Annotated in this window: 18 protein-coding genes; 9 read left to right on the top strand and 9 right to left on the bottom strand. The window is 37.2% G+C overall.

Translation table 11 applies throughout. The features are described 5' to 3' along the window. The first annotated feature begins 203 nt into the window (after positions 1–203). Positions 204–353: a hypothetical protein gene (locus ACR2MV_RS13895; protein WP_434022609.1), complete on the top strand. Its 150-nt coding sequence runs from the start codon at positions 204–206 to the stop codon at positions 351–353. Positions 354–356: 3 nt separating this feature from the next. Here the strand turns inward: ACR2MV_RS13895 and ACR2MV_RS13900 are convergent, their stop codons facing one another. The 5 genes from ACR2MV_RS13900 to ACR2MV_RS13920 all read right to left on the bottom strand — a co-directional run bounded on the left by ACR2MV_RS13900 (position 357) and on the right by ACR2MV_RS13920 (position 5,392). Continuing rightward, the gene (locus tag ACR2MV_RS13900; protein WP_434022611.1) at positions 357–761 is read right to left on the bottom strand and encodes a hypothetical protein; all 405 of its coding nucleotides are present in this window, start codon (positions 759–761) and stop codon (positions 357–359) included. A 16-nt stretch (positions 762–777) separates the two neighbouring features. Continuing rightward, entirely contained in the window at positions 778–1,275 is a 498-nt protein-coding gene (locus tag ACR2MV_RS13905) for a nucleoside deaminase (RefSeq protein WP_434022650.1), read from the bottom strand. Between the two features lie 118 nt (positions 1,276–1,393). Further along, positions 1,394–2,794, bottom strand: coding sequence for a class II fumarate hydratase (fumC, locus tag ACR2MV_RS13910; protein WP_434022613.1), 1,401 nt, complete (start codon positions 2,792–2,794; stop codon positions 1,394–1,396). Positions 2,795–2,916: 122 nt separating this feature from the next. Further along, entirely contained in the window at positions 2,917–3,423 is a 507-nt protein-coding gene (locus ACR2MV_RS13915; RefSeq protein ID WP_434022615.1) for an outer membrane beta-barrel protein, read from the bottom strand. Beyond that, complete coding sequence (locus ACR2MV_RS13920) at positions 3,362–5,392, bottom strand: TonB-dependent receptor domain-containing protein (RefSeq protein WP_434022617.1); 2,031 nt, start codon at positions 5,390–5,392, stop codon at positions 3,362–3,364. Before ACR2MV_RS13920 ends, ACR2MV_RS13915 begins: the two co-directional genes overlap by 62 nt. Positions 5,393–5,549: 157 nt before the next feature. Between ACR2MV_RS13920 and ACR2MV_RS13925 the strand changes: the two genes are divergently transcribed. Next, positions 5,550–5,717, top strand: coding sequence for a hypothetical protein (locus tag ACR2MV_RS13925; RefSeq protein ID WP_434022619.1), 168 nt, complete (start codon positions 5,550–5,552; stop codon positions 5,715–5,717). A 36-nt stretch (positions 5,718–5,753) separates the two neighbouring features. Here the strand turns inward: ACR2MV_RS13925 and ACR2MV_RS13930 are convergent, their stop codons facing one another. Both ACR2MV_RS13930 and arsC read right to left on the bottom strand, forming a co-directional pair. After that, positions 5,754–8,186 carry a TonB-dependent receptor domain-containing protein gene (locus ACR2MV_RS13930; RefSeq protein WP_434022620.1) on the bottom strand — a complete coding sequence of 811 codons (2,433 nt, stop codon included), beginning with the start codon at positions 8,184–8,186 and terminating at the stop codon, positions 5,754–5,756. A gap of 99 nt (positions 8,187–8,285) precedes the next feature. Further along, entirely contained in the window at positions 8,286–8,624 is a 339-nt protein-coding gene (gene arsC, locus ACR2MV_RS13935) for an arsenate reductase (glutaredoxin) (protein ID WP_434022621.1), read from the bottom strand. Positions 8,625–8,790: 166 nt separating this feature from the next. On the opposite strand from arsC, the gene ACR2MV_RS13940 reads away from it, so the two are divergent. Genes ACR2MV_RS13940 through ACR2MV_RS13950 form a run of 3 tightly spaced genes read left to right on the top strand, consistent with a single transcriptional unit; the run spans position 8,791 to position 13,510 of the window. Further along, complete coding sequence (locus tag ACR2MV_RS13940) at positions 8,791–9,558, top strand: TatD family hydrolase (RefSeq protein ID WP_434022622.1); 768 nt, start codon at positions 8,791–8,793, stop codon at positions 9,556–9,558. Positions 9,559–9,567: 9 nt separating this feature from the next. Continuing rightward, positions 9,568–10,050, top strand: a complete 483-nt coding sequence (locus ACR2MV_RS13945) for a methylated-DNA--[protein]-cysteine S-methyltransferase (protein WP_434022623.1) — start codon at positions 9,568–9,570, stop codon at positions 10,048–10,050. Positions 10,051–10,096: 46 nt separating this feature from the next. Next, positions 10,097–13,510: a hypothetical protein gene (locus tag ACR2MV_RS13950; protein WP_434022624.1), complete on the top strand. Its 3,414-nt coding sequence runs from the start codon at positions 10,097–10,099 to the stop codon at positions 13,508–13,510. Positions 13,511–13,580: 70 nt separating this feature from the next. Here the strand turns inward: ACR2MV_RS13950 and ACR2MV_RS13955 are convergent, their stop codons facing one another. Both ACR2MV_RS13955 and ACR2MV_RS13960 read right to left on the bottom strand, forming a co-directional pair. Then, positions 13,581–15,125 (bottom strand): glycine--tRNA ligase, encoded by a 1,545-nt coding sequence (locus ACR2MV_RS13955; protein ID WP_434022652.1) that lies wholly within the window; start codon positions 15,123–15,125, stop codon positions 13,581–13,583. A 179-nt stretch (positions 15,126–15,304) separates the two neighbouring features. Then, the gene (locus tag ACR2MV_RS13960; RefSeq protein WP_434022626.1) at positions 15,305–16,210 is read right to left on the bottom strand and encodes a hypothetical protein; all 906 of its coding nucleotides are present in this window, start codon (positions 16,208–16,210) and stop codon (positions 15,305–15,307) included. Between the two features lie 268 nt (positions 16,211–16,478). On the opposite strand from ACR2MV_RS13960, the gene ACR2MV_RS13965 reads away from it, so the two are divergent. The 4 genes from ACR2MV_RS13965 to ACR2MV_RS13980 all read left to right on the top strand — a co-directional run bounded on the left by ACR2MV_RS13965 (position 16,479) and on the right by ACR2MV_RS13980 (position 20,234). Then, positions 16,479–17,048 (top strand): ComF family protein, encoded by a 570-nt coding sequence (locus ACR2MV_RS13965; protein ID WP_434022628.1) that lies wholly within the window; start codon positions 16,479–16,481, stop codon positions 17,046–17,048. A gap of 62 nt (positions 17,049–17,110) precedes the next feature. Further along, positions 17,111–18,712 (top strand): Ig-like domain-containing protein, encoded by a 1,602-nt coding sequence (locus tag ACR2MV_RS13970; RefSeq protein WP_434022630.1) that lies wholly within the window; start codon positions 17,111–17,113, stop codon positions 18,710–18,712. 111 nt (positions 18,713–18,823) lie between these two features. Continuing rightward, positions 18,824–19,948, top strand: a complete 1,125-nt coding sequence (locus tag ACR2MV_RS13975; protein WP_434022632.1) for a P-loop NTPase — start codon at positions 18,824–18,826, stop codon at positions 19,946–19,948. Between the two features lie 49 nt (positions 19,949–19,997). Further along, the gene (locus tag ACR2MV_RS13980) at positions 19,998–20,234 is read left to right on the top strand and encodes a NifU family protein (RefSeq protein ID WP_434022634.1); all 237 of its coding nucleotides are present in this window, start codon (positions 19,998–20,000) and stop codon (positions 20,232–20,234) included. Positions 20,235–20,274 lie beyond the last annotated feature (40 nt).

Here is a 20,274-nt window from a genome sequence, read left to right on the forward strand (position 1 = left end):
TTTTTTGGAGCTCATACTTACCAGAGAATTGATGATGAAAGTGGGGATTTTTATCATACAGAATGGTTGTAAACTACTAGTATTTATGACTTTATGTCTGGCTTTTGATGCTCTTTCTGTGAGAGGATTTTTGTCATACAATCAGTACATGGTATAATAAAATGATCATTTTTTACGTTCTTACCTATAAAAATTGCGTAAAAATGGAAAATGACAGACTTGGAATCTCTAAAGGTTCTGACAAAAAAAAGCGCAGTCAAAAGGAAATCTTTAACAGTAAGGCGCAAAGATTAGCAGAAAAGGAATACGAAGAGTATTATAACAGAATAAGGCAATTGAGTCGCGGACTTTAAACTTTATTTTGAATAAAAATCTCGTACATAAGCCAGTTTCTGGTTATGCGTCATATTCTCTTCTGTAAAGACACCTTCCAGTTTAGAAATCAACTCCGCGTTTTCTGACATCATTTTTTCAAGCTTAAATTTCGTTTGTGCCGGACCAAACAAGATGATCTGATCGGCCGAAGACACTTCTTTTGTCACCCTGACAAGAAATTTTTGAGTAAATTCCTTTATGCGGTTCTTTTTTCCTTTTTCGTCGACAAGGAATTGATCACCAAACCGTCCGAATTGTTTTTTTTCACCCTCTGTTCTAATTCTGGTTTCTATATCAGAATAAATAATTTTTGAAGAAGCTTCATTTCCTTTCATTGAAATGACATTTGCTTCCCGTTGATCGATCCAAATTCCAACTTTTCGCATGATAGAACAATTTAAATTAATATGCTATTTTATCATCTTTATCTTCCCAAGCATTAAATGCTTTCATAGCGTTTTCTTTATTGATCTGTTCGAAGGGGATACTTCTATTTGAGAGTTTCAGATCTAACTCTTTGTATATAAAATCATCATCAAAACCAATCTTAGCTGCATCCGTTTTGTCGCAGGCATAGAACACCTTTTCAGGCCTCGCCCAATAAATGGCCCCAAAACACATCGGACAGGGCTCGCAGCTTGTGTACAGGATACATCCATCCAATTGAAATGAATTCAAATGTTTACAAGCTTCTCTAATGGCAATGATCTCTGCATGCGCTGTAGGATCATTGGTAGAAGTTACCTTGTTATTCCCAGTTCCGATAATTTTGCCATCTTTCACAATAACGCATCCAAACGGACCACCATCATTAGACAGCACTCCTTTAATAGCTGTTTCGATGGCTTGCTCCATAAAGGAGGAATGATTTGAGACTGTATCATCTTCATGATCATTCATAGCGTTGGCTGCCTCATCCAGAAATTTCTTATTGAAACTGTTACACATAGATCTTATTTTAAGTTTAAAAAATGAAGGCATAAGCAGGCTTTATGCCTCCATTTTTGTTTTTTTTTGACTACACTTTGAGACTGCCAACCATGTCTTCTGGTCGCACCCATTCGTCAAATTCTTCCCCTGTTAAAAAGCCTAAATTAATAGCTTCTTCTCTAAGAGTCGTTCCGTTTTTATGCGCTGTTTTAGCTATTTTAGCCGAGTTTTCATAGCCTATTTTAGTATTTAAGGCTGTAACCAGCATCAACGAATTATTCAGCAATTGTTTGATTTGAGGATAATTAGGTTCAATTCCTATGGCGCAGTTTTCTTCAAATGAAGCACAGGCATCACCAATTAATTGAGCAGATTCGATCGCATTCGCTGCCATGACAGGTTTGAAAACATTTAGTTCATAATGTCCGGTCATACCTCCAACAGTCACAGCCACATCGTTTCCTATTACCTGGGCACAAACCATGGTTAAGGCTTCCGCCTGAGTAGGATTAACTTTCCCTGGCATAATCGACGAACCTGGTTCGTTTGCCGGAATAATGATTTCGCCAATACCACTTCTTGGACCAGAGGCCAGCATTCTGATATCATTGGCAATTTTCATTAAAGAAACAGCCAGTTGTTTTAAGGCACCATGCGTTTCAACAACAGCATCGTGGGCTGCCAAAGCCTCAAATTTGTTCTCTGCACTTATAAATGGCAGGTCGGTAAAGTCGGCAATGTATTTGGCGACCAATTCTGAATAGCCTTCCGGGGTATTGATTCCTGTTCCAACCGCAGTTCCACCTAGGGCGAGTTCTGCCAGATGATCAAGCGTGTTTTGCAGTGCTTTTAAGCCGTGATCCAATTGTGAAACATACCCGGAAAACTCTTGTCCCAAAGTCAAGGGAGTCGCATCCATTAAATGTGTTCGTCCAATTTTTACCACATTACTAAACTCAATAGATTTTTGTTGTAAGGTGTTTCGCAATTGTTCAACACCGGGAATGGTTGTCTCAACTATTTTTTTGTAAATAGCAATATGCATACCTGTCGGGAAGGTATCATTAGACGATTGAGATTTGTTGACGTCATCGTTCGGGTGGATAAAGCGATCAGGACCTTCTAGGTCTCCACCATTGTTCAGGTGGGCTTTATTCGCAATAACTTCATTGCAATTCATATTGCTTTGAGTTCCTGAACCTGTCTGCCAGATCACTAAAGGAAACTGATCGAATAGTTCCCCAGCAAGAATTTCATCACAAACACCTGCAATGGCATCTCTTTTTTCTAATGAAAGGACCCCAAGATCATGATTTGTATAGGCAGCTGCTTTTTTTAAATAAGCAAATCCTTCTATGATTTCTTTGGGCATTGAAGCTTCGGCTCCAATTTTAAAATTGTTTCTTGATCTTTCTGTTTGAGCTCCCCAAAATTTTTCTGCGGGGACCTTGACTTCTCCAATAGTATCGTGCTCTATTCTATATTTCATATCTAAAATATTTGTACTTGAATTAAGGTATAAAGATACAAAATAGCTAGGTAATTTAATTTGATTTACCTGTATTTTTAGTTGATAAACAGACAGTTTTTAATGAGTGAATAAGACCTTGGTCAGGAGCCAAATTGCTCTCCGCCATCATCTCCGTTTCCACCATTTCGCTGTCGCTGTCGCTGCTTTTTTTGATTGAATCGATAGGTGAAGGACAATCTGAATTGTCGCTGCCTCCATTGAAATTCACTGTATTGCAGAAATGAATCAGTGGTTGTTTCTGAAACTCTTTTTCTGGAATTGAACATATCATCGATGTTAAATACCAGGGTGCCATTTCCTTTCAGGATATCCTTACTAAAAGCCATATTGGCCATAAACATTCCATCACTTCTTGTTTGTGAGTTTTCTCTTGGGCCTCTGAACATTAAGGTGGTTTGCCAATCTATTTTGGCCGGCAGGGTCAATTTGGAACTACCCCTTGCAAACCAGCTTGCGAAATTAGATCCGTAATCGATCCCTTCATACTCTCCATCAAGATTAGAATTGTAAAAATTAAAGCTGGCGTTAAATCTCCAGTTTTTTTTTAGGGGTATAGGTGGCAGAGAATTCCAGTCCGTATCTATCATCGGTACTCAGGTTAATCGGGCTGAGCCTGATTATCGGAATACCATCTTCAGTCGATTCTCCCGTATCGGTTCTTATAAATTGAAAAACATCGGTGGCATGGGTGAAATACACGGAACTATTGAAAGTAACCTTTTGCCACCTCTTATAATATCCTATATCGACTCCATGAGAAATCGACGGATCCAAATCCGGATTCCCCTGGAAAATTGTGGTTCTGCTTGATTGAGATGGAAAAGGATTGATAAACCTTGATCTGGGTCTTCTGATTCTGCTGTTATAACCCAAGGTTAAGTTTTCGTTATCGGTAAATTCGTAGACCAGATTTGCGGTTGGAAAGGCATTGACATAATTTTTTTGATTGACAGAGTCTAAATCCTTTCCTGTGGACCTGATATCGATATCAGTACCTTCTATTCTAAGCCCGAGTAAAGCCGAAAATTTACCAAACTTATTGCCGTACTGACCATAAACTGCAGTGATTTTTTCATCATACTCAAAAAAGTTGGTCAGACTGTCATTGACGATAAAATCACCGTCGTCATTTTCATTATAAAATGTATAATCTGTTTCTCTGTCATCCACGTTAATTCTAAAACCTAATTCGATTTGTTGGTTTTCATCTATTGGTAATACATAATCACTTTGAATCAAAAATCTTTTTTGAAACTCATCAGCTTCAATTTTTTCTGAGGCCTGTTCGATCATATCGGGAAAGGTTTGTTCATTGGTGATTAAGCTATTTTCAATATCACTATTGTCTTGAAACTGAAAGTCAAAATCGATGACATGTCCTTCTTTTTTAAAATTGTGGATAAAATTCAAATCATATTGATACACCTTGTCATTTGAAATCTCGTTTTCTATCCGAAGTGTTTCATTTTCAAGTTCTTCAAATTCATTGAAAGCCTCTGTCGTATTTTCAGCCGTTCTGTTTCTATCAGAATTTCTATAAAGAAAGCTGGCCGTTAGGGAAGTTTCTTTTGCAAAATAATACTCCAGCCCAAAGTTGAGGTTTAAATTGTCTCCACTTCGCAAATAATCTACCTGTTGATTGGTAGAAGCGTAATTGGCATCCGGTGAAGTGTACAATGTTTCGGTCGTTGAATTTCCCGGAGACTCTCTGTCTGAGTAACCAATATTTGTAAAGAAATTAACATCCTTTAATCGATAATTTAAACTGGTCGAGAATCCGTAATAATCGGGCTGGCCCAGATTTACGGTAGCCACTCCATTGAATCCTGTGATCTTGTCCCTTCGCAGGATAATATTCAATATTCCGGCCGTACCTTCCGCATCATATCTGGCTGACGGGCTGGTAATCACTTCAACTTTGGCAATGGCCTCTGCAGGGAACTGCCTGAGTGCTTCAGTATCGTTTAGCCCAACCAGGCCACTTGGTTTTCCATTGATCAGGATGCGCACATTCTCATTTCCCCTTAAACTAACAATACCTTCGGCATCAACAGTCACAGAAGGTACATTATCAAGAACATCACTGGCAGTTCCTCCTCGCACAGTCATGTCTTTTCCCACATTGTAAATTTTCTTATCGAGCCTCACCTCAAGCGTGCTTTTTTCAGCAATTAGTTCAACTTCATCCAGAGCTTCGGCATCTTCTTCCAATACGATTTCACCTAAATCTGTATCACCATCAATGGTCATTTCTTCGAAGGTCACGGTTTTAAATGATAAAAATTCAATACTTATATGATACTTTCCCTTGGGGATTTCTATCAAAAACTTTCCCTTGGCATCGCTCAGGCCACCAAAAACTTTTTCACCTCTTAATGGTTTTATGATTACTGTAGCAAATTCAAGTGGAATTTTCTCTTGTTTTTCAAGAATACGGCCATAAATCTCTACCATTTCTCTTGGTTGTTGGGGCCTCTGACCAGGTTTTTTTTCTTGCTGGGACTGCATCGCCAGCGGGATAAGCAAAAAGGTGAAGACTACAGTGAGTTTTCTCATTAGTATGATTTGATATGAGCTTTTAAGACCCTCAATATAGACCTAAGTTTAAATTCAGTTTCGTTAAAAATTTGTTAATATAAAATACTGAGGGAATTAATTGTTAAATGAAAAATATGTATTATTTTTGGGCCATCATTAAACAACAAATTTTATTATGGAAATTGGTCAATTTTTAGGTTTTTTAGTATTCTTAACTGTGTTTACAATGGGTTTTTGGATGTTGATCTTTCTATTGACTACAGTGGTTCCTTACTGGTTGTTTGGTAACCTTATCGAGAACTGGAAATTGAAAAAGGCGGAGAAAAAAGCCAAATCAAAATAAAGAAAAAAAAATAAAGCTTGTGAAAACAAGCTTTTTTTATTTTAATTGATCTTCTACTTCAAAAATATTTTTATCTATTTCCTTTGATCTGTTGTGCGAATTACGCCTGCTGCTTTTATTAAAGCGATAGGAAAATGAAAGCAGGTATTGGGTGTCAAAAATAAACCTTCGCTGGGTAATGGTGTTTGCTTCCAGAGAATTGAAGTCTGACATACGTGTATGAAACACATCATTGATTTTAAAGCTCAATGTTGATTTCCCTTCCCAAAAATCTTTCGATATATTCAGGTTTACATATTGTATATCTTTTAATTCTGTTAAGGCTGTTTTCTGTGCAGATTGAAATGTATAGTCAATGTTGAATCGCAGGGTACTGGTCAAACGATATAGAAATCTAACATTTGTAAAGAACACCCAGTTGTCATAATCATAGGCATTGTCTCTGGTGTCTGTCAATACGGTATGATAAGGGCTGAATAAGCCATACAAACGAATTTTATTATTTGGATTATAAGTGGCCTCCAATTCAAAACCGGTTTGATTTAAAATGCCATTGTTAATGGGTAAGCGCCGAAAGATATCAAAGCCGTCACTGGTCTGATTTCCTGTTTTTTCAAGAACATTCAGTATTTGGTCGGTGGCATTTGAATAGAATAATGCAGAATTTAAGGTCAGTTTTTCAAATTCATGATAATATTCGAAATACAAATAATTGGTATAGTAGGGCTGAAGAAATGGATTACCCACCAAAATGAATCGCTCATCGGTAAAAGAGTTAAATGGATTTAACTGAGATATGGTAGGCCTGTCAATATATTTTACATAGCCTAATGTAAAAGTGCTTTGTTCATCAACATTATAAGTAACTAAGGCGCTTGGAAACAGATCCGAATAATTGTTCTCATACGCTTCATCTACTATTTTTTCGGTGATGACGGAATTTGTTATTTCTGTTCTTAGACCAAGGCTAAAACTTAATTTTTCGTATTGTTTGCTATAATTTGCATAAAAAGCATAGATACTCTCCTGATAATCAATTTTGCTGGTAAATTCCGCAATAGCTACAAATCTCGAAGTTGATGGGTTAAAATTACTCGCCTGGAAGTCATTCTTGTAGTTACGGAAATTTGCCTTAAGTCCGGCTTCAAATTTTGAATCATCCTTTATCGGCAGCGCATAGTCTATTTTGGCATAAAAGTTATCGACACTTTCATCTTTGACATATTGTTGTTCTGTTTCTTCCGTTCCCGGAAAAGTTTCGGTGTTAAGAATATCCGTTTCATTATCCGCAACACTATTGTCGTATTTAATGTCTGTAGATAATTCATGTCCATTTTCGTTCAGTTTGGTGGCAAAGCGAACATAGGCTTCCAGAAATCCTTCATCCGAATTGTCATCGACTTCACGAAGTGAAGATTTGATCATTTCATCCACTGGCTGGTAATCTCTTAAAAACAATTCTGAGTCATAGTTTTTATTTGACTTTGTGTACATTACAGAAGTCGTTAAGGTATTTTTATCATCCAGATAAAAGTCACTGCCAATATTAATGAGGAAACTGTTTCTTTGTCTGTAGTCCGTTCTGACTTCATCAAAATTACCTGTCGGATTTTCCATTTCATCCAGAAAAATCTGCTCAATTTCTGTATCCTTGTTTTTAACCAAATGATTGAAGCTAAGGGTCGAATACATGTTGATTTTGTCCGTTTTATAGTTGACATAAGTGGATACTCCATCATTATCAGGAATGCCCAGATGTGCTTCAACAGTGCCGTTATATCCTTCAATAGACCGTTTTTTAAGGATAATGTTGATAATAGCACCACTTCCTTCCGCATCGTATTTCGCTGATTGTGTGATGATTTCAACTTTGTTAATGGTGCTGGACGGTATTAAGCTTAAAACATCTGCATTACTGCGTTGTCCTCCATACGGTTTTCCATCAACGAGCACCATAGCGGTATTGCCACGAATCGTGATGTTTCCCTGACCATCAATTTTAACCGAAGGCGTGTTTTCAAGAACGGTTACTGCATTCCCTCCAATATTAGAGATGTCTTTGGACGCGTTATACACTTTTTTAGTAAACTCATGGTCCACAAGACTGTTGGTAGCAATCAGTTCTATTTCTTCTAAATTCTCTGTATTCTGTTCCAACTCAATCAATCCGAGCTCCATGTCTTGATCAATACTTAAAACGTTGATTATAAAGGGTTGAAAGGAAAGCGATTCGACAATACAATAGTATTTTCCATTGGTCACATTCAATTCAAAATAACCATCTTTATCAGTAACATCACCAATTAATTCCTGGGTATCCATATTCTGCAAGGAAACGGTAACGAATTGCAACGGCATATGCGTGTCGGCGTCTTTAACGCGACCGCTTATGTGATTTATTTGCATGTTTTCCTGACCTGATAAACTGAAGGTGAGGAGAAACATGATCAGGATACTTAATAGTTTCATTACAAAAAGGTGCAATCCGATAAATATAAATTATTCGGAACTATTAAAAAATAGTGGTTTTAGGGTATTTTTAGTCATTTACAATATGACTCATCAGAATTACAGAATCTCTTTGATTTTTTCGGTCGGTCTACCGATTACTGCAGTGTTTCCTTGCACAACAATGGGCCTTTCAATCAACTTGGGGTTGGCTACCATGGCAGCAATTAATTCTGCTTCAGAAAGATCCTTGTTTTTAAAGTTTTCTTTCCAGACAGCTTCATTTTTCCTCACCAATTCGATTGCCGGGATATTGAGTTTTTTAAGAATCTCTTTTAGTTCGCTTTCATTTAAAGGATTTTTAAGATATTCAATTACTTCAAAATCTGCTCCTGATTCTTTCAATAAGGCCAGTCCCTGGCGACTTTTGGTGCATCTTGGATTATGATAGATTTTCATTTTTCTTGGTTTGATTTATTGATCTGGTAAAAATAATTCATTTTTTAATCAGGATAAAATACAGTGAGTACTAATTTTAGATTTGGGTTATGATTTCTATAAATTTAATCTGAAAATTCGGAGGAGGTCAAGGGGAATATTTGGTGGGTTCACTTATATTTGTTTCATGATTTTGACTGATACCCATACCCACCTTTATGCAGAGCAATTTGACGAGGATCGTGCACTGATTGTTAATAAGGCCCTTGATTTAGGGATTGAACGGTTTTTTATCCCGGCAATTGATTCCACCTATTACGAAAGAATGTTCGCTCTTAAAAAGGCCTTTCCAAAGAACATTTTTCTAATGGCCGGTTTGCATCCAACTCATGTGCGCGAAAACTACCTGCATGAACTGGCAATCGTTCAAAAGCAACTCGAAAGTGGTTCTTTTTATGCGATTGGAGAAATAGGTATGGACCTTTATTGGGATAAGAGCTTTATCAAAGAACAGCAGAAAGCATTTCGTGCGCAGATACAGTGGGCAAAAGAAAGGCAATTACCTATTGTGATCCATTGCCGTGATGCATTTGATGAGATATTTGAGATTATGGATGAGCTATGTGATGATCATCTTACGGGTATCTTTCACTGCTTTACAGGAAACCAACAACAGGCAGAAAAAGTGATTTCTTATGGTTTTATGCTTGGTATAGGAGGTGTTGTAACCTTTAAAAACGGAGGTTTGAATAAATTTATCGCCGACATTCCGTTGGAGCATATCGTTTTGGAAACAGATTCGCCCTATCTTGCACCGACACCATTTAGAGGCAAAAGAAATGAGAGCGCCTATTTAATGAATGTGTTGGGAACCCTTGTTGATTTGTACGGGAAAGATGCCGAAGAAATCGCTCGTATAACTACAGCCAATTCTCAAAAAGTTTTTGGCATATAATTAGATGTTATGGACCATCTTGAATATTGTTTTTTAAAAACTCCTATTGGTACAGCGAAGATAATAGGCAATGATAAAGGTATTAGCGAGATAACAGTTCTTGATAAAGATGTACAAGGAACTGAGGTCGTTCCTGAATCTTTACGCAACTGTTTTAACCAATTGTCAGAGTATTTCAATGGTGATCGACAAATTTTCTCTCTAAAGCTCAATCCTAAGGGTACGGATTTTCAAAAAAAAGTTTGGGATGAATTGCTATTGATCCCTTTTGGAAAAAGAACGACCTATATGAAGCAAACTTTGAAGCTGGGTAATGAAAAAGCCATAAGAGCCGTTGCAAGTGCGAATGGAAAAAATCCGTTATGGATTGTGGTTCCATGTCATAGGGTAGTCGGCACCGATGGATCTTTAACCGGCTATGCCGGGGGAATATGGAGAAAGAAATGGTTGTTGGAGCACGAAAGCCCATCGGGCCAGACAAGTTTATTTTAGCGATACTTCTGGAGCATGAGAGGTATAGCCTATGTTTAATATCGGCATGAGAAGAATCTTAGTATGTCTTGTTTTTCTATCCTTCGTCATGGCGAATGCCCAGGCACCACCCGAAGCTGTCGTTCAAAAGGAATATGTTGTTCATAGTGACAGTATCAAGATAGACAGTGTTAGTATTAATCCTGGTTACTTTAAATTGTATAATGCGCAAAAGGAGCTTGTAGAAGAGCATCTTTACAGGGTTGACTATGCTGCTGCCTTATTGTTTTTTAAGGAGCCTGAGGCATGGAAGGGTAAACGTATTCAAGTGGTCTATTTGCCCTATCCTGAATTTATGACTCAGTCTTACAATGCCTTCGATAGGTCTTTAATTGTAGCGAATGCAACTGATGAATCACAATTATTCAGTGCAATGGCTGAATCGAAAAGCAAGAACAAACCTTTTGATGGTCTGTATACAAGCGGAAGTTTGTCAAGAGGAGTTACCATCGGGAGCAATCAGGATGCTGTTGTAAATTCAAATTTTAATTTGCAGATCGAAGGAAGGTTGTCTGAGAAGGTTGGAATTAGAGCTTCAATCACAGACAATGAAATTCCTTTGCAATCTGGAGGGTTTACGCAGCGACTTGACGAATTTGACCGTGTTTTTATAGAGTTGTTTTCAAAGAACTGGTCATTGACGGCAGGGGATATTGATTTGATGAATACCGATAGTTATCTCATGAAATTTCAAAAGAAAATTTCTGGGGTATTGGTAAAAGGGACTATTGATAAACCAGCTGGGCGCACTGATTTTTTTGCTTCAGGTGCCTTGGTAAGAGGCAAGTTTCAAAGTTATAAATTCACTGGTCTTGACGGAAATCAGGGCCCGTATAAAATTCTGGGCTCAGATAACCAGCAATTCATTATCATGATTTCAGGAAGCGAACGAGTTTATGCCAATGGGGTGTTGCTGAAACGTGGAGAAAACTTTGACTACACAATAGATTACAATACGGGAGAAATTACCTTCACTTCCTTGTATACGGTTAGTGCTAATCTAAGATTTACCATAGAATATCAATTGTCTGAAAGAAACTACACCAGATTTCTAACCTATGACGGCGTTCAATTTCAATCGGACAATTTAAAACTTGCGGTTAAGTATTACAATGAAACAGATGCAAAAAACAGTCCTGTAGACCAGGATTTATCCGAAGAGCAAAAACAGATATTGGCAGATGCCGGCAATGACAAGAGAAAAATGATCGCCCCCTCAGCCGTGGAAACAGCCTATAGTGAAAATCGCATTTTATACAGAAAAACGGAGTCAAATGGTAATGAGGTTTATGAATATTCAACAGATGCTGACGACACTTTATATCAGGTAAGTTTTACCTATGTGGGAGAGAACAATGGAGACTATTTCTTAGAAACTACCCTTGCCGCAGGAAGAGTGTATCAATATATACCGGCGATTAATAATGAAAAGCAGGGTGATTACCTTCCTGTTGTACAGCTGGTAGCGCCGGAAAAACTCCAGATGCTGGATGTGGAAGCTGCCTATACCTTTGGAGAGAAAACTGTCATTCAGTCGGAATTAGCGATCAGTGATAATGATCAAAATTTATATTCCAGTATTGACAATGAAATGAACCAGGGTCTGGCCGCAAAAATTGGCTGGCATCAAAAAATAATTGACAGGCAATGGAAATTGAGCAGTGATATCGATTATGAATATTTTAGCGAGAATTTTAGGTCTGTAGAGCGTATTAGAAATGTAGAATTTTCAAGAGACTGGAATATTTTAACGACAGCGCTCAATACATCACAAAGACAGCAATTTGTTCAGGGTGGACTTCATTTTAAGAACGATAGTATAGGTCTTGTTAGCTATCAGTATCAAAACCTGACCCTTGGGGATAACTATCGGGGAGACAGACACAGTTTGCTAACGGATCTCAGACTAAAGCAGACTCAGGTCTTTTTAAATGCGAGTATGTTGAATAATGAGAATGGCCTGGAGGATAATTCTTTTGAAAGGCTTTACAGTAAAGTTACACAGCAAATTTCTAATTTTTGGATAGGAGGAAAGTTTAATTACGAGAAGAATAAAAGAAATTTGATTGCTACTGATGAACTGGATCTTTTATCGCATCGTTTTTCTGAAATAGAAGGATTTGCCGGTTTTGGAGATTCGACAAAAGTATTTACTGAAATCGGGTATAATTACAGGGAAACTGATAGTGTGCAAAACGGAAGTTTAGGGCTTGTCAGTAAGGCATCTACTTATTTTTTGAAGTCGAGGTTAATTCAGAATGCCGATACTGATCTGGCACTTTTTGCAAATTACAGGGAAGTGAAAAATGAGAATGTTCCAGACGATAGTTCCTTGAATGCGAGGCTAAGCTACCGACAGAGAATCGCGGGAGATTTTATTGGTCTTCAAACCCTTCTGGAAACTCAATCCGGGACCTTGCCTCAACAGGAATTTAGTTATGTAGAAGTGGAGCCGGGAAAAGGGTTTTATGATTGGATCGATTTTAATGAAAATGGAATTCAGGAACTCGATGAATTTGTAATTGCTAAATTTCAAGATCAGGCCATTTATGTCCGGGTATTACTACCTACAATTAATTTTGTTAGAACTAATCAGAATAAATGGAGTCAATCCTTGCATTTAAATGCCGCTTCCTGGAGAAATAAAGATGGTTTCAAAAAATTGCTGTCTCATTTTGCCAATCAAACCTATTTCCTGATTGATGTGAAGACAAAGAGGAATAAGGATGAATTTACCATAAGCCCTTTTGCTGTGGAAGATGAAGATCTGCTTGGCTTGGATCAAAATTTTAAAAACAGTTTTTTTTATAACAGGGGGCTGCAGCGTTTTAGTTTCGTTTATACCTATATTGATTTTAGAAAAAAAACCATTTTTACCTTTGGTGATCAGGATGTGACATTAAAAACGCATCAATTTCAATTTATTCACAAACTTGGTCGTTTCTGGTTGATGGATCTGGGAGGAGGATTTAATGATAATCTAAGTGCATCAAGCAGTTATCCCAATAGAAATTACGAATTGGAGACCGTCCAACTGAATCCAAAAATTTCCTATCTATACAATCAGAATACGCGACTGGATCTCTTGTATACCTATAAGGATAAGCAGAATAAAATTCTGGGTATGGAAACGTTAAAAATGCACTTATTGGGATTGAATTTTAGATATGCCAGTAAGCAAAGTTTTTCAACCAATGCCAATGTAAATCTATATTTCAATGAATTTGAAGGAAGTACGAACTCACCGGTAGCCTATCAAATGTTGGAAGGGTTGCAGCCCGGAACCAATCTGACCTGGTTGTTAGGACTTCAAAAAAGACTTACTTCATTTTTGGATCTGAACCTGAATTATTCCGGAAGAAAATCTGAGGAATCCAAAACAATTCATACAGGTAATTTACAGTTAAGAGCGACGTTTTAGGAATTGCATATAAAAAAAACAGCTTTCATTGAATTTCAATGAAAGCTGCATTTCCGTTGATAAATTTTAATTATTTATTCTTTCTTAACCAATGGGCCATAGAAACTTCTGATTGAATGATGCTACTTAAATCATCAATTTTAACCCTCTTTTGTTCCATGGTATCTCTATGTCTGATTGTTACAGTCTGATCGTTCTTTGTATCGTGATCTACAGTAATACAGAAAGGAGTTCCCAGGGCATCCTGACGACGGTATCTTCTTCCGATGGCGTCTTTTTCATCATAAGTCACACTGAAATCAAACTTTAACTGATCAATAATTTCTCTTGCTATTTCAGGCAGCCCATCTTTTTTTACCAATGGTAAGATGGCAGCTTTGGTGGGAGCTAAAACTGCAGGCAGCTTTAATACGGTTCTTTCAGATCCGTCTTCCAAGGTCTCGTTTTGAAGTGCCGTCGAAAATACTGCCAGAAACATTCTGTCCAGACCGATGGAAGTTTCAACCACATAAGGAACATAGTTCTTGTTCATTTCATGATCAAAAAACTGTAGTTTTTTACCTGAATGTTCTTCATGAGCTTTCAGGTCAAAATCAGTTCTTGAATGAATACCTTCCAGTTCTTTGAATCCAAAGGGGAAGTTAAATTCTATATCAGCCGCTGCATTGGCATAATGCGCTAATTTTTCATGGTCATGGAATCGATAGTTATCTTCGCCTAAGCCTAAAGATAAGTGCCATTTCAATCTTGTTTCTTTCCAGTTTTCATACCATTTTAATTCCTCTCCAGGTCTCACAAAGAATTGCATTTCCATTTGTTCGAATTCTCTCATTCTAAAGATGAACTGTCTCGCAACGATTTCATTTCTGAATGCTTTACCCGTCTGTGCAATTCCAAAAGGGATTTTCATTCTTCCCGTTTTCTGAACATTGGCAAAATTCACGAAGATTCCCTGTGCCGTTTCTGGTCTTAAATACAGATCCATCGCTGAATCCGCCGAAGCCCCTAATTTTGTTCCAAACATCAGGTTAAACTGTTTGACATCCGTCCAGTTTTTAGATCCTGAAACCGGGCAGGCTATTTCCAATTCTTCAATTAAAGACTTCACATCGGCAAGGTCTTCATTTTCGAGAGAACGTGCCATTCTGTTTAAAACTTCCTCTTTTTTACCCAGGTATTTAACAACCCGTGGGTTGGTGGTTATAAATTCATTCCTGTTAAAAGCATCCCCAAACCTTTTAGCCGCTTTGCTAATTTCTTTTTCAGCTTTGATATTTAGTTTCTCTGCATAATCCTCGATCAAAACATCAGCTCGGTATCTTTTTTTAGAATCTTTATTATCAATCAAAGGGTCGTTAAAGGCATCTACATGCCCTGAAGCCTTCCAGGTTGTCGGGTGCATAAAAATGGCCGCATCAATTCCAACAATGTTCTCATTCATCTGAACCATTGATTTCCACCAGTATTCACGAATGTTTTTCTTTAATTCAGCGCCATTCTGGGCATAGTCGTACACCGCACTTAGTCCGTCATATATTTCACTGGATTGAAAGATAAAACCATATTCTTTTGCATGTGAAATAACCTTTTTGAATTTGTCTTCTTTATTCTTCATTGATTGCTTTTTATTTTCTACCACAATGGTGGAGGTACGTTTTTTAGGATCTGTTTGAAATTCCCAATCTTCAAAGGAGGAATTCCTTTTGCTGGGCAAAAATAATTAATTTATGGCAAGGGCATAAAAAAAGGAAACACAATTTGTGTTTCCTTTTATCTTATTATTTATAGGTTGAATTAAAGTCCTAGGAAGGAGTCATTCAATTCAAGGCTGGCAGAACCAACTAATTTTCCTTCTACAAACACTTCGATAGGATAGCTTCCAGCTTCATATTTGTCACCTTTTCTCTCAACCAACATCACCACATCGAGATCGGCATTTTCATAGTTCACCATTGTCTGGTCAGTATATTTTGCTTCAGCTCCTTCTTCTAACATGAATGTCCCTTTCGCATTGATTACCTGTCCGCCTGGTTTCTTTAGAACGATGTATGCTTCTTTATCACCGGGCTCTGCTATTTCATTCTCCATTAATCTAAACGCTACTTTAATAGCATCCGTTTTTTGAGCTTTGTTGGTTTCTGTATACTTTCCGTTTGAACGCATTTTCATGGCAATTACCTCAACATTTTCAACATTGATGGCACCTCCAATTTCAACCTTTCTGGCCAACTCCATATTTTGAGCAACCAAGGTATCATTATAATTCGTTTGAATCTCCAGCTGACTATTAATACTGTCTTTTTCTTCAGTAAGGATGTTGTTCGCCAATTTCAATGAATCCACTTCGTCGAGAAGTCTGTTATTGGTTTTTTCCAACGTAGCTAATTGTCCGCGGTATCTTCTTAAAACACTAGAATTAATTTGTTTTAAATTCTGTACTGAATCCTTTAAAAGAGCAATCTTTTCTTTTTCCATTGCAAGCGAATCAGAAAGACTTGTATTCTGAGCGATGGCAACATCATATTTCTCTTCCATAGCCGTCAGGTTCCCAATAATTTGCTCTTTTTCAGCTGTCAAAAATTTGACCGCTTCCTTGTGATCATTATTGTTGTAGAATGTATAGCCAATAAGGCCGAACAGCAAAACAGTTAATGCTATTATTAAAATTTTACTGTTTGAAGATTTAGAATTTTCTTCCATAATTATAGAATTAGGTTTACATTTTAGATTAATCTTAACTTATTTAACGTAATAAATCAGAAAAATTGTGTGCAAATTTAATTTTTTTTACAGATTTAAAAGAATTTATTTCCATAATTAAGTAAGACTGTTGATAAATAATGATGTAGTGCCCAATATTTTAAACAATATTTTTGATCTTTTTTTTCCAAAAGAATGCCTTAATTGTGGAAAAACAGTAGAATTTCAAGATAAATTCTACTGTCTGTTTTGTTTGTCTGAAATACCCTTGACAAAATTCAGTCAGATATCGAATAATCAGTTAGAACAGGTATTTAAAGGTAGGTTAAGCATTGAATCGGCCAGTGCACTGGCATTTTTTAAAAGAAAAGGGTTGGTGCAAAAAATGCTTCATCAATGTAAATACCTGGGTAAAAAAGAATTGACAAGATATCTGGGTGCCTGGCTCGCTTCAGAAATGAAATGCAGCAATAGGTTTGAGTCACTTGATTATGTGATTCCAGTACCAATGCATCCGATTAAAAAGAAAAGAAGAGGTTATGATCAGGTAACTATTTTTGCCAGTGCCATCGCCAGTGAACTGGACATTGAATTGCTTCCTGATTATTTAAAAAAGGTACATTATCGCGAATCTCAAAGTTCCAAGAACAGATTTGAACGTTTTGGGACACTGGTAAAAGATTTCAGAATGAACAGTACCTTGGATATTAAAAATAAGCATGTATTGATGGTGGATGATATCATTACAACCGGAGCAACTATGGAAGCATGTGGTATGCTCATCTTGCGACAGGCAAACACCAAACTAAGCCTGGCCAGTATGGCTTTTACCGCATAATTTTCAAAAAAAATAATAGAATAAGGAGAAAAATAATTGTTAATTTGCAATTAATTTCACGTATGATGTCTCGCGTTTTTTTAGTTGTTATAGTCGTTTTTATCCTATCGGGTTGTGCGAGAAGGGGGCGTCCGGAAGGAGGTCCAAAAGACTTTGATAAACCGATTATGGTAAAGGCGGACCCTGACTTTAAGAGTTTGCAGTTTGATGAAGATCAGATTAAGATATATTTTGATGAATATGTGAAATTAAAAGAGGTAAACACCCAATTGATCATTTCGCCACCTCTCAAGAACAATCCTGTGATCAGTCCGTTGGGAACACCAAGTAAAAGGATTACCATTAAAATTAAAGATACCCTTCAGGAGAATACCACTTACACCTTTAATTTTGCTCAAAGCATCATCGATAATACAGAAGGCAATATCCTGGATAATTTTAAATATATATTTTCTACAGGGGATTACATTGATTCCCTAAAAGTGAAAGGAGCGATCAAGGATGCCTATGATCTGCTAACGATAGAGAACCCTACTATTATGTTGTATCCGGTTGATGAGAATTATAAAGATTCCATTATTTTTCTGGAGAAGCCAACCTATGTGGGAAGTACGATCGATAGTTTGAACAACTGGGAAATCACTAATATAAAGGCCGGGACCTATCAGTTAATCGCCTTAAATGATGCCAGCAAAAATTATAAATTCAATCCAAAAGAAGACAGAATTGCCTTTCACTCTGAGCTGATCACCATACCGGGAGATAGTATATTTGATCTGTCACTTTTTAAACAGAAACTAAAATTTAAGCTACTGTCGCGGCCCAAAGACATTTCAAAAGGGCATGTGATTATTGGTTTTGAAGGAGCGTCTGAAGGAGTGGATATCAGGATGCTATCAGATACACCTGATGATTTTAAGTCTTTTTATACCAAAGACAGAAGGTCTGATACACTCAATTATTGGTTTAATCATTTTGAGTTAGATTCCATGATGCTTGAGGTAAGAAAAGATGCTTTTATTGATACGATTAAAGTTCAGATTAATGAGGAGGAAATTGACTCTATGCGGATCGAATTATCTACCTATGGAATGCTGCACCTGAGAGATACATTGCAAATTGCATCATCTGTTCCAATAGTAAAACTTGATAGTACAAAGTTTCATTTTATAGATAAAGATTCAGTGGATGTACCATTGAGTTTGAAACTGGCAAAAGGTCGGGATCGTATAGATCTTGAATTTGAGAAAGAATTGAGTCAGAGTTATAAATTATTTATTGAGCCTGGGGCCATTGAGGATATTTTTGGCGTCAGGAATGATTCCATTAATTCCGCCATCAAAACAGGCAGTGTATCCGATTACTGTAGTATATTTCTCACAATTCAAGGCTTTGAAAGTTTTCCGGCAATTATTCATTTAATTGATGAAAAAGGAGATTTAATAGTTGAAACCTATGCCCGGTCGCCTCAGGAGTTTGAATTTCGAAATTTAAGGCCGTCCAGATTCAAGATACGAATCATTTATGATGATAATGAAAATGGACAATGGGATACAGGTGATTTTCTTCAGAAAATTCAGCCTGAAAAAGTCTATTATGTCAAATCTGTTATTGAAGCCAAGGCGAATTGGGAAGTAGAAGAACGTATTATTCTGAGACCTTGATAGCCGGGGAATTTATAACTTTTTTTATTTGTTTATTGTGATTTTTATTTCTTTTTTCTTCGATAGAAGTTAGTATCTTTGTTGTTTAGAATCATTTTAATTAAGCGGATAATGAGTTTTAATAAACAAGATATTTATAAAGCCCTTGAAGGCGTTACAGCTCCGGGTGAAGGAGGGAATCTAATTGAGACCAAGGCAGTTACCAATGTGGTGATTTTTGGAAAAGAAATATTGGTGGATGTAACGATAAAGAACCCTTCCTTACAGGCGAAAAAGAAGATTGAAGTGGAGATCATGAAGGTGATTCATGACCAGGTGGATGAAAAGACGGATGTCAAGGTAAATGTCAAAGTAGATGCACCGGCCAAACCAGCTCCAATCAGAGGAAATGAAATACCCGGAGTAAAGAATATTATTGCGGTTGCTTCCGGAAAAGGAGGTGTTGGTAAATCTACAGTTACAGCGAATTTAGCAGTTTCTTTAGCGAAAATGGGATTTAATGTAGGTGTATTGGATGCCGATGTCTATGGTCCTTCCATGCCTATTATGTTTGATGTTGCTAAAGAGAGGCCCTTGTCTGTAAAAGTTGATGGAAAGGATAAAATGCAGCCTATAGAAAATTATGGCGTAAAACTCTTGTCACTTGGATTCTTTACAGATCCTAATCAAGCGGTTATTTGGAGAGGCGCTATGGCTTCAAAAGCGTTGAATCAGATGATTTTTGATGCGAATTGGGGAGAACTTGACTTCCTTTTGGTAGATCTTCCTCCTGGAACAGGTGATATACATTTGTCCATGGTGCAGGCAGTACCTATTACGGGAGCTGTTATAGTTAGTACTCCTCAGGCCATCGCTCTGGCGGATGCGAAAAGGGGTGTCGCTATGTTCCAACAAGAAAATATCATGGTGCCTGTGCTGGGGATTGTTGAAAATATGAGCTACTTTACACCAGAAGAATTACCTGACAATAAATATTATATCTTTGGACGGGATGGCGCTAAAAATCTGGCCACAGATCTGGATACCGCCTTACTGGGTGAAATTCCATTGGTTCAGAGTATTAGAGAGGCAGGAGATGTAGGACACCCGGTTGCATTGCAGGATGATTCTCCATTGGAACGTGCCTTTAATGAAACCACAAAGAAGATGCTAACGCAGTTGGTAAAGCGTAATGAAAATTTACCACCCACAGAGGTTGTTAGAATTACAACAATGTCGGGATGTAGTGCAGTTTAGTTTGAATCCGGTATTTTAAGTAAATACCGGTAATTATAAAATACGTGTCATGGTACAAAATGAAATTTTAGATAATATAGAAAAAGCCCTGAGTGAAATTCGTCCATATTTGGTCACCGACGGGGGTGATATTTCTTTTGTATCCTTGGATGAGGATGTAGTCAACATCAAGTTTCACGGCGCCTGTATAGGTTGTAAAGTGAATCAAATGACTTTGAAAAATGGGGTGGAGGCTACCATTAAAAAGCATGCACCTCAGATCAAAAAAGTGGTTGAGGTGAAATAAGTTGAGATCAACTTCCTATTTTCATATTCTTAAATAATAT

The organism is Lutimonas sp. (assembly GCF_051011215.1).
GTDB lineage: Bacteria > Bacteroidota > Bacteroidia > Flavobacteriales > Flavobacteriaceae > Lutimonas.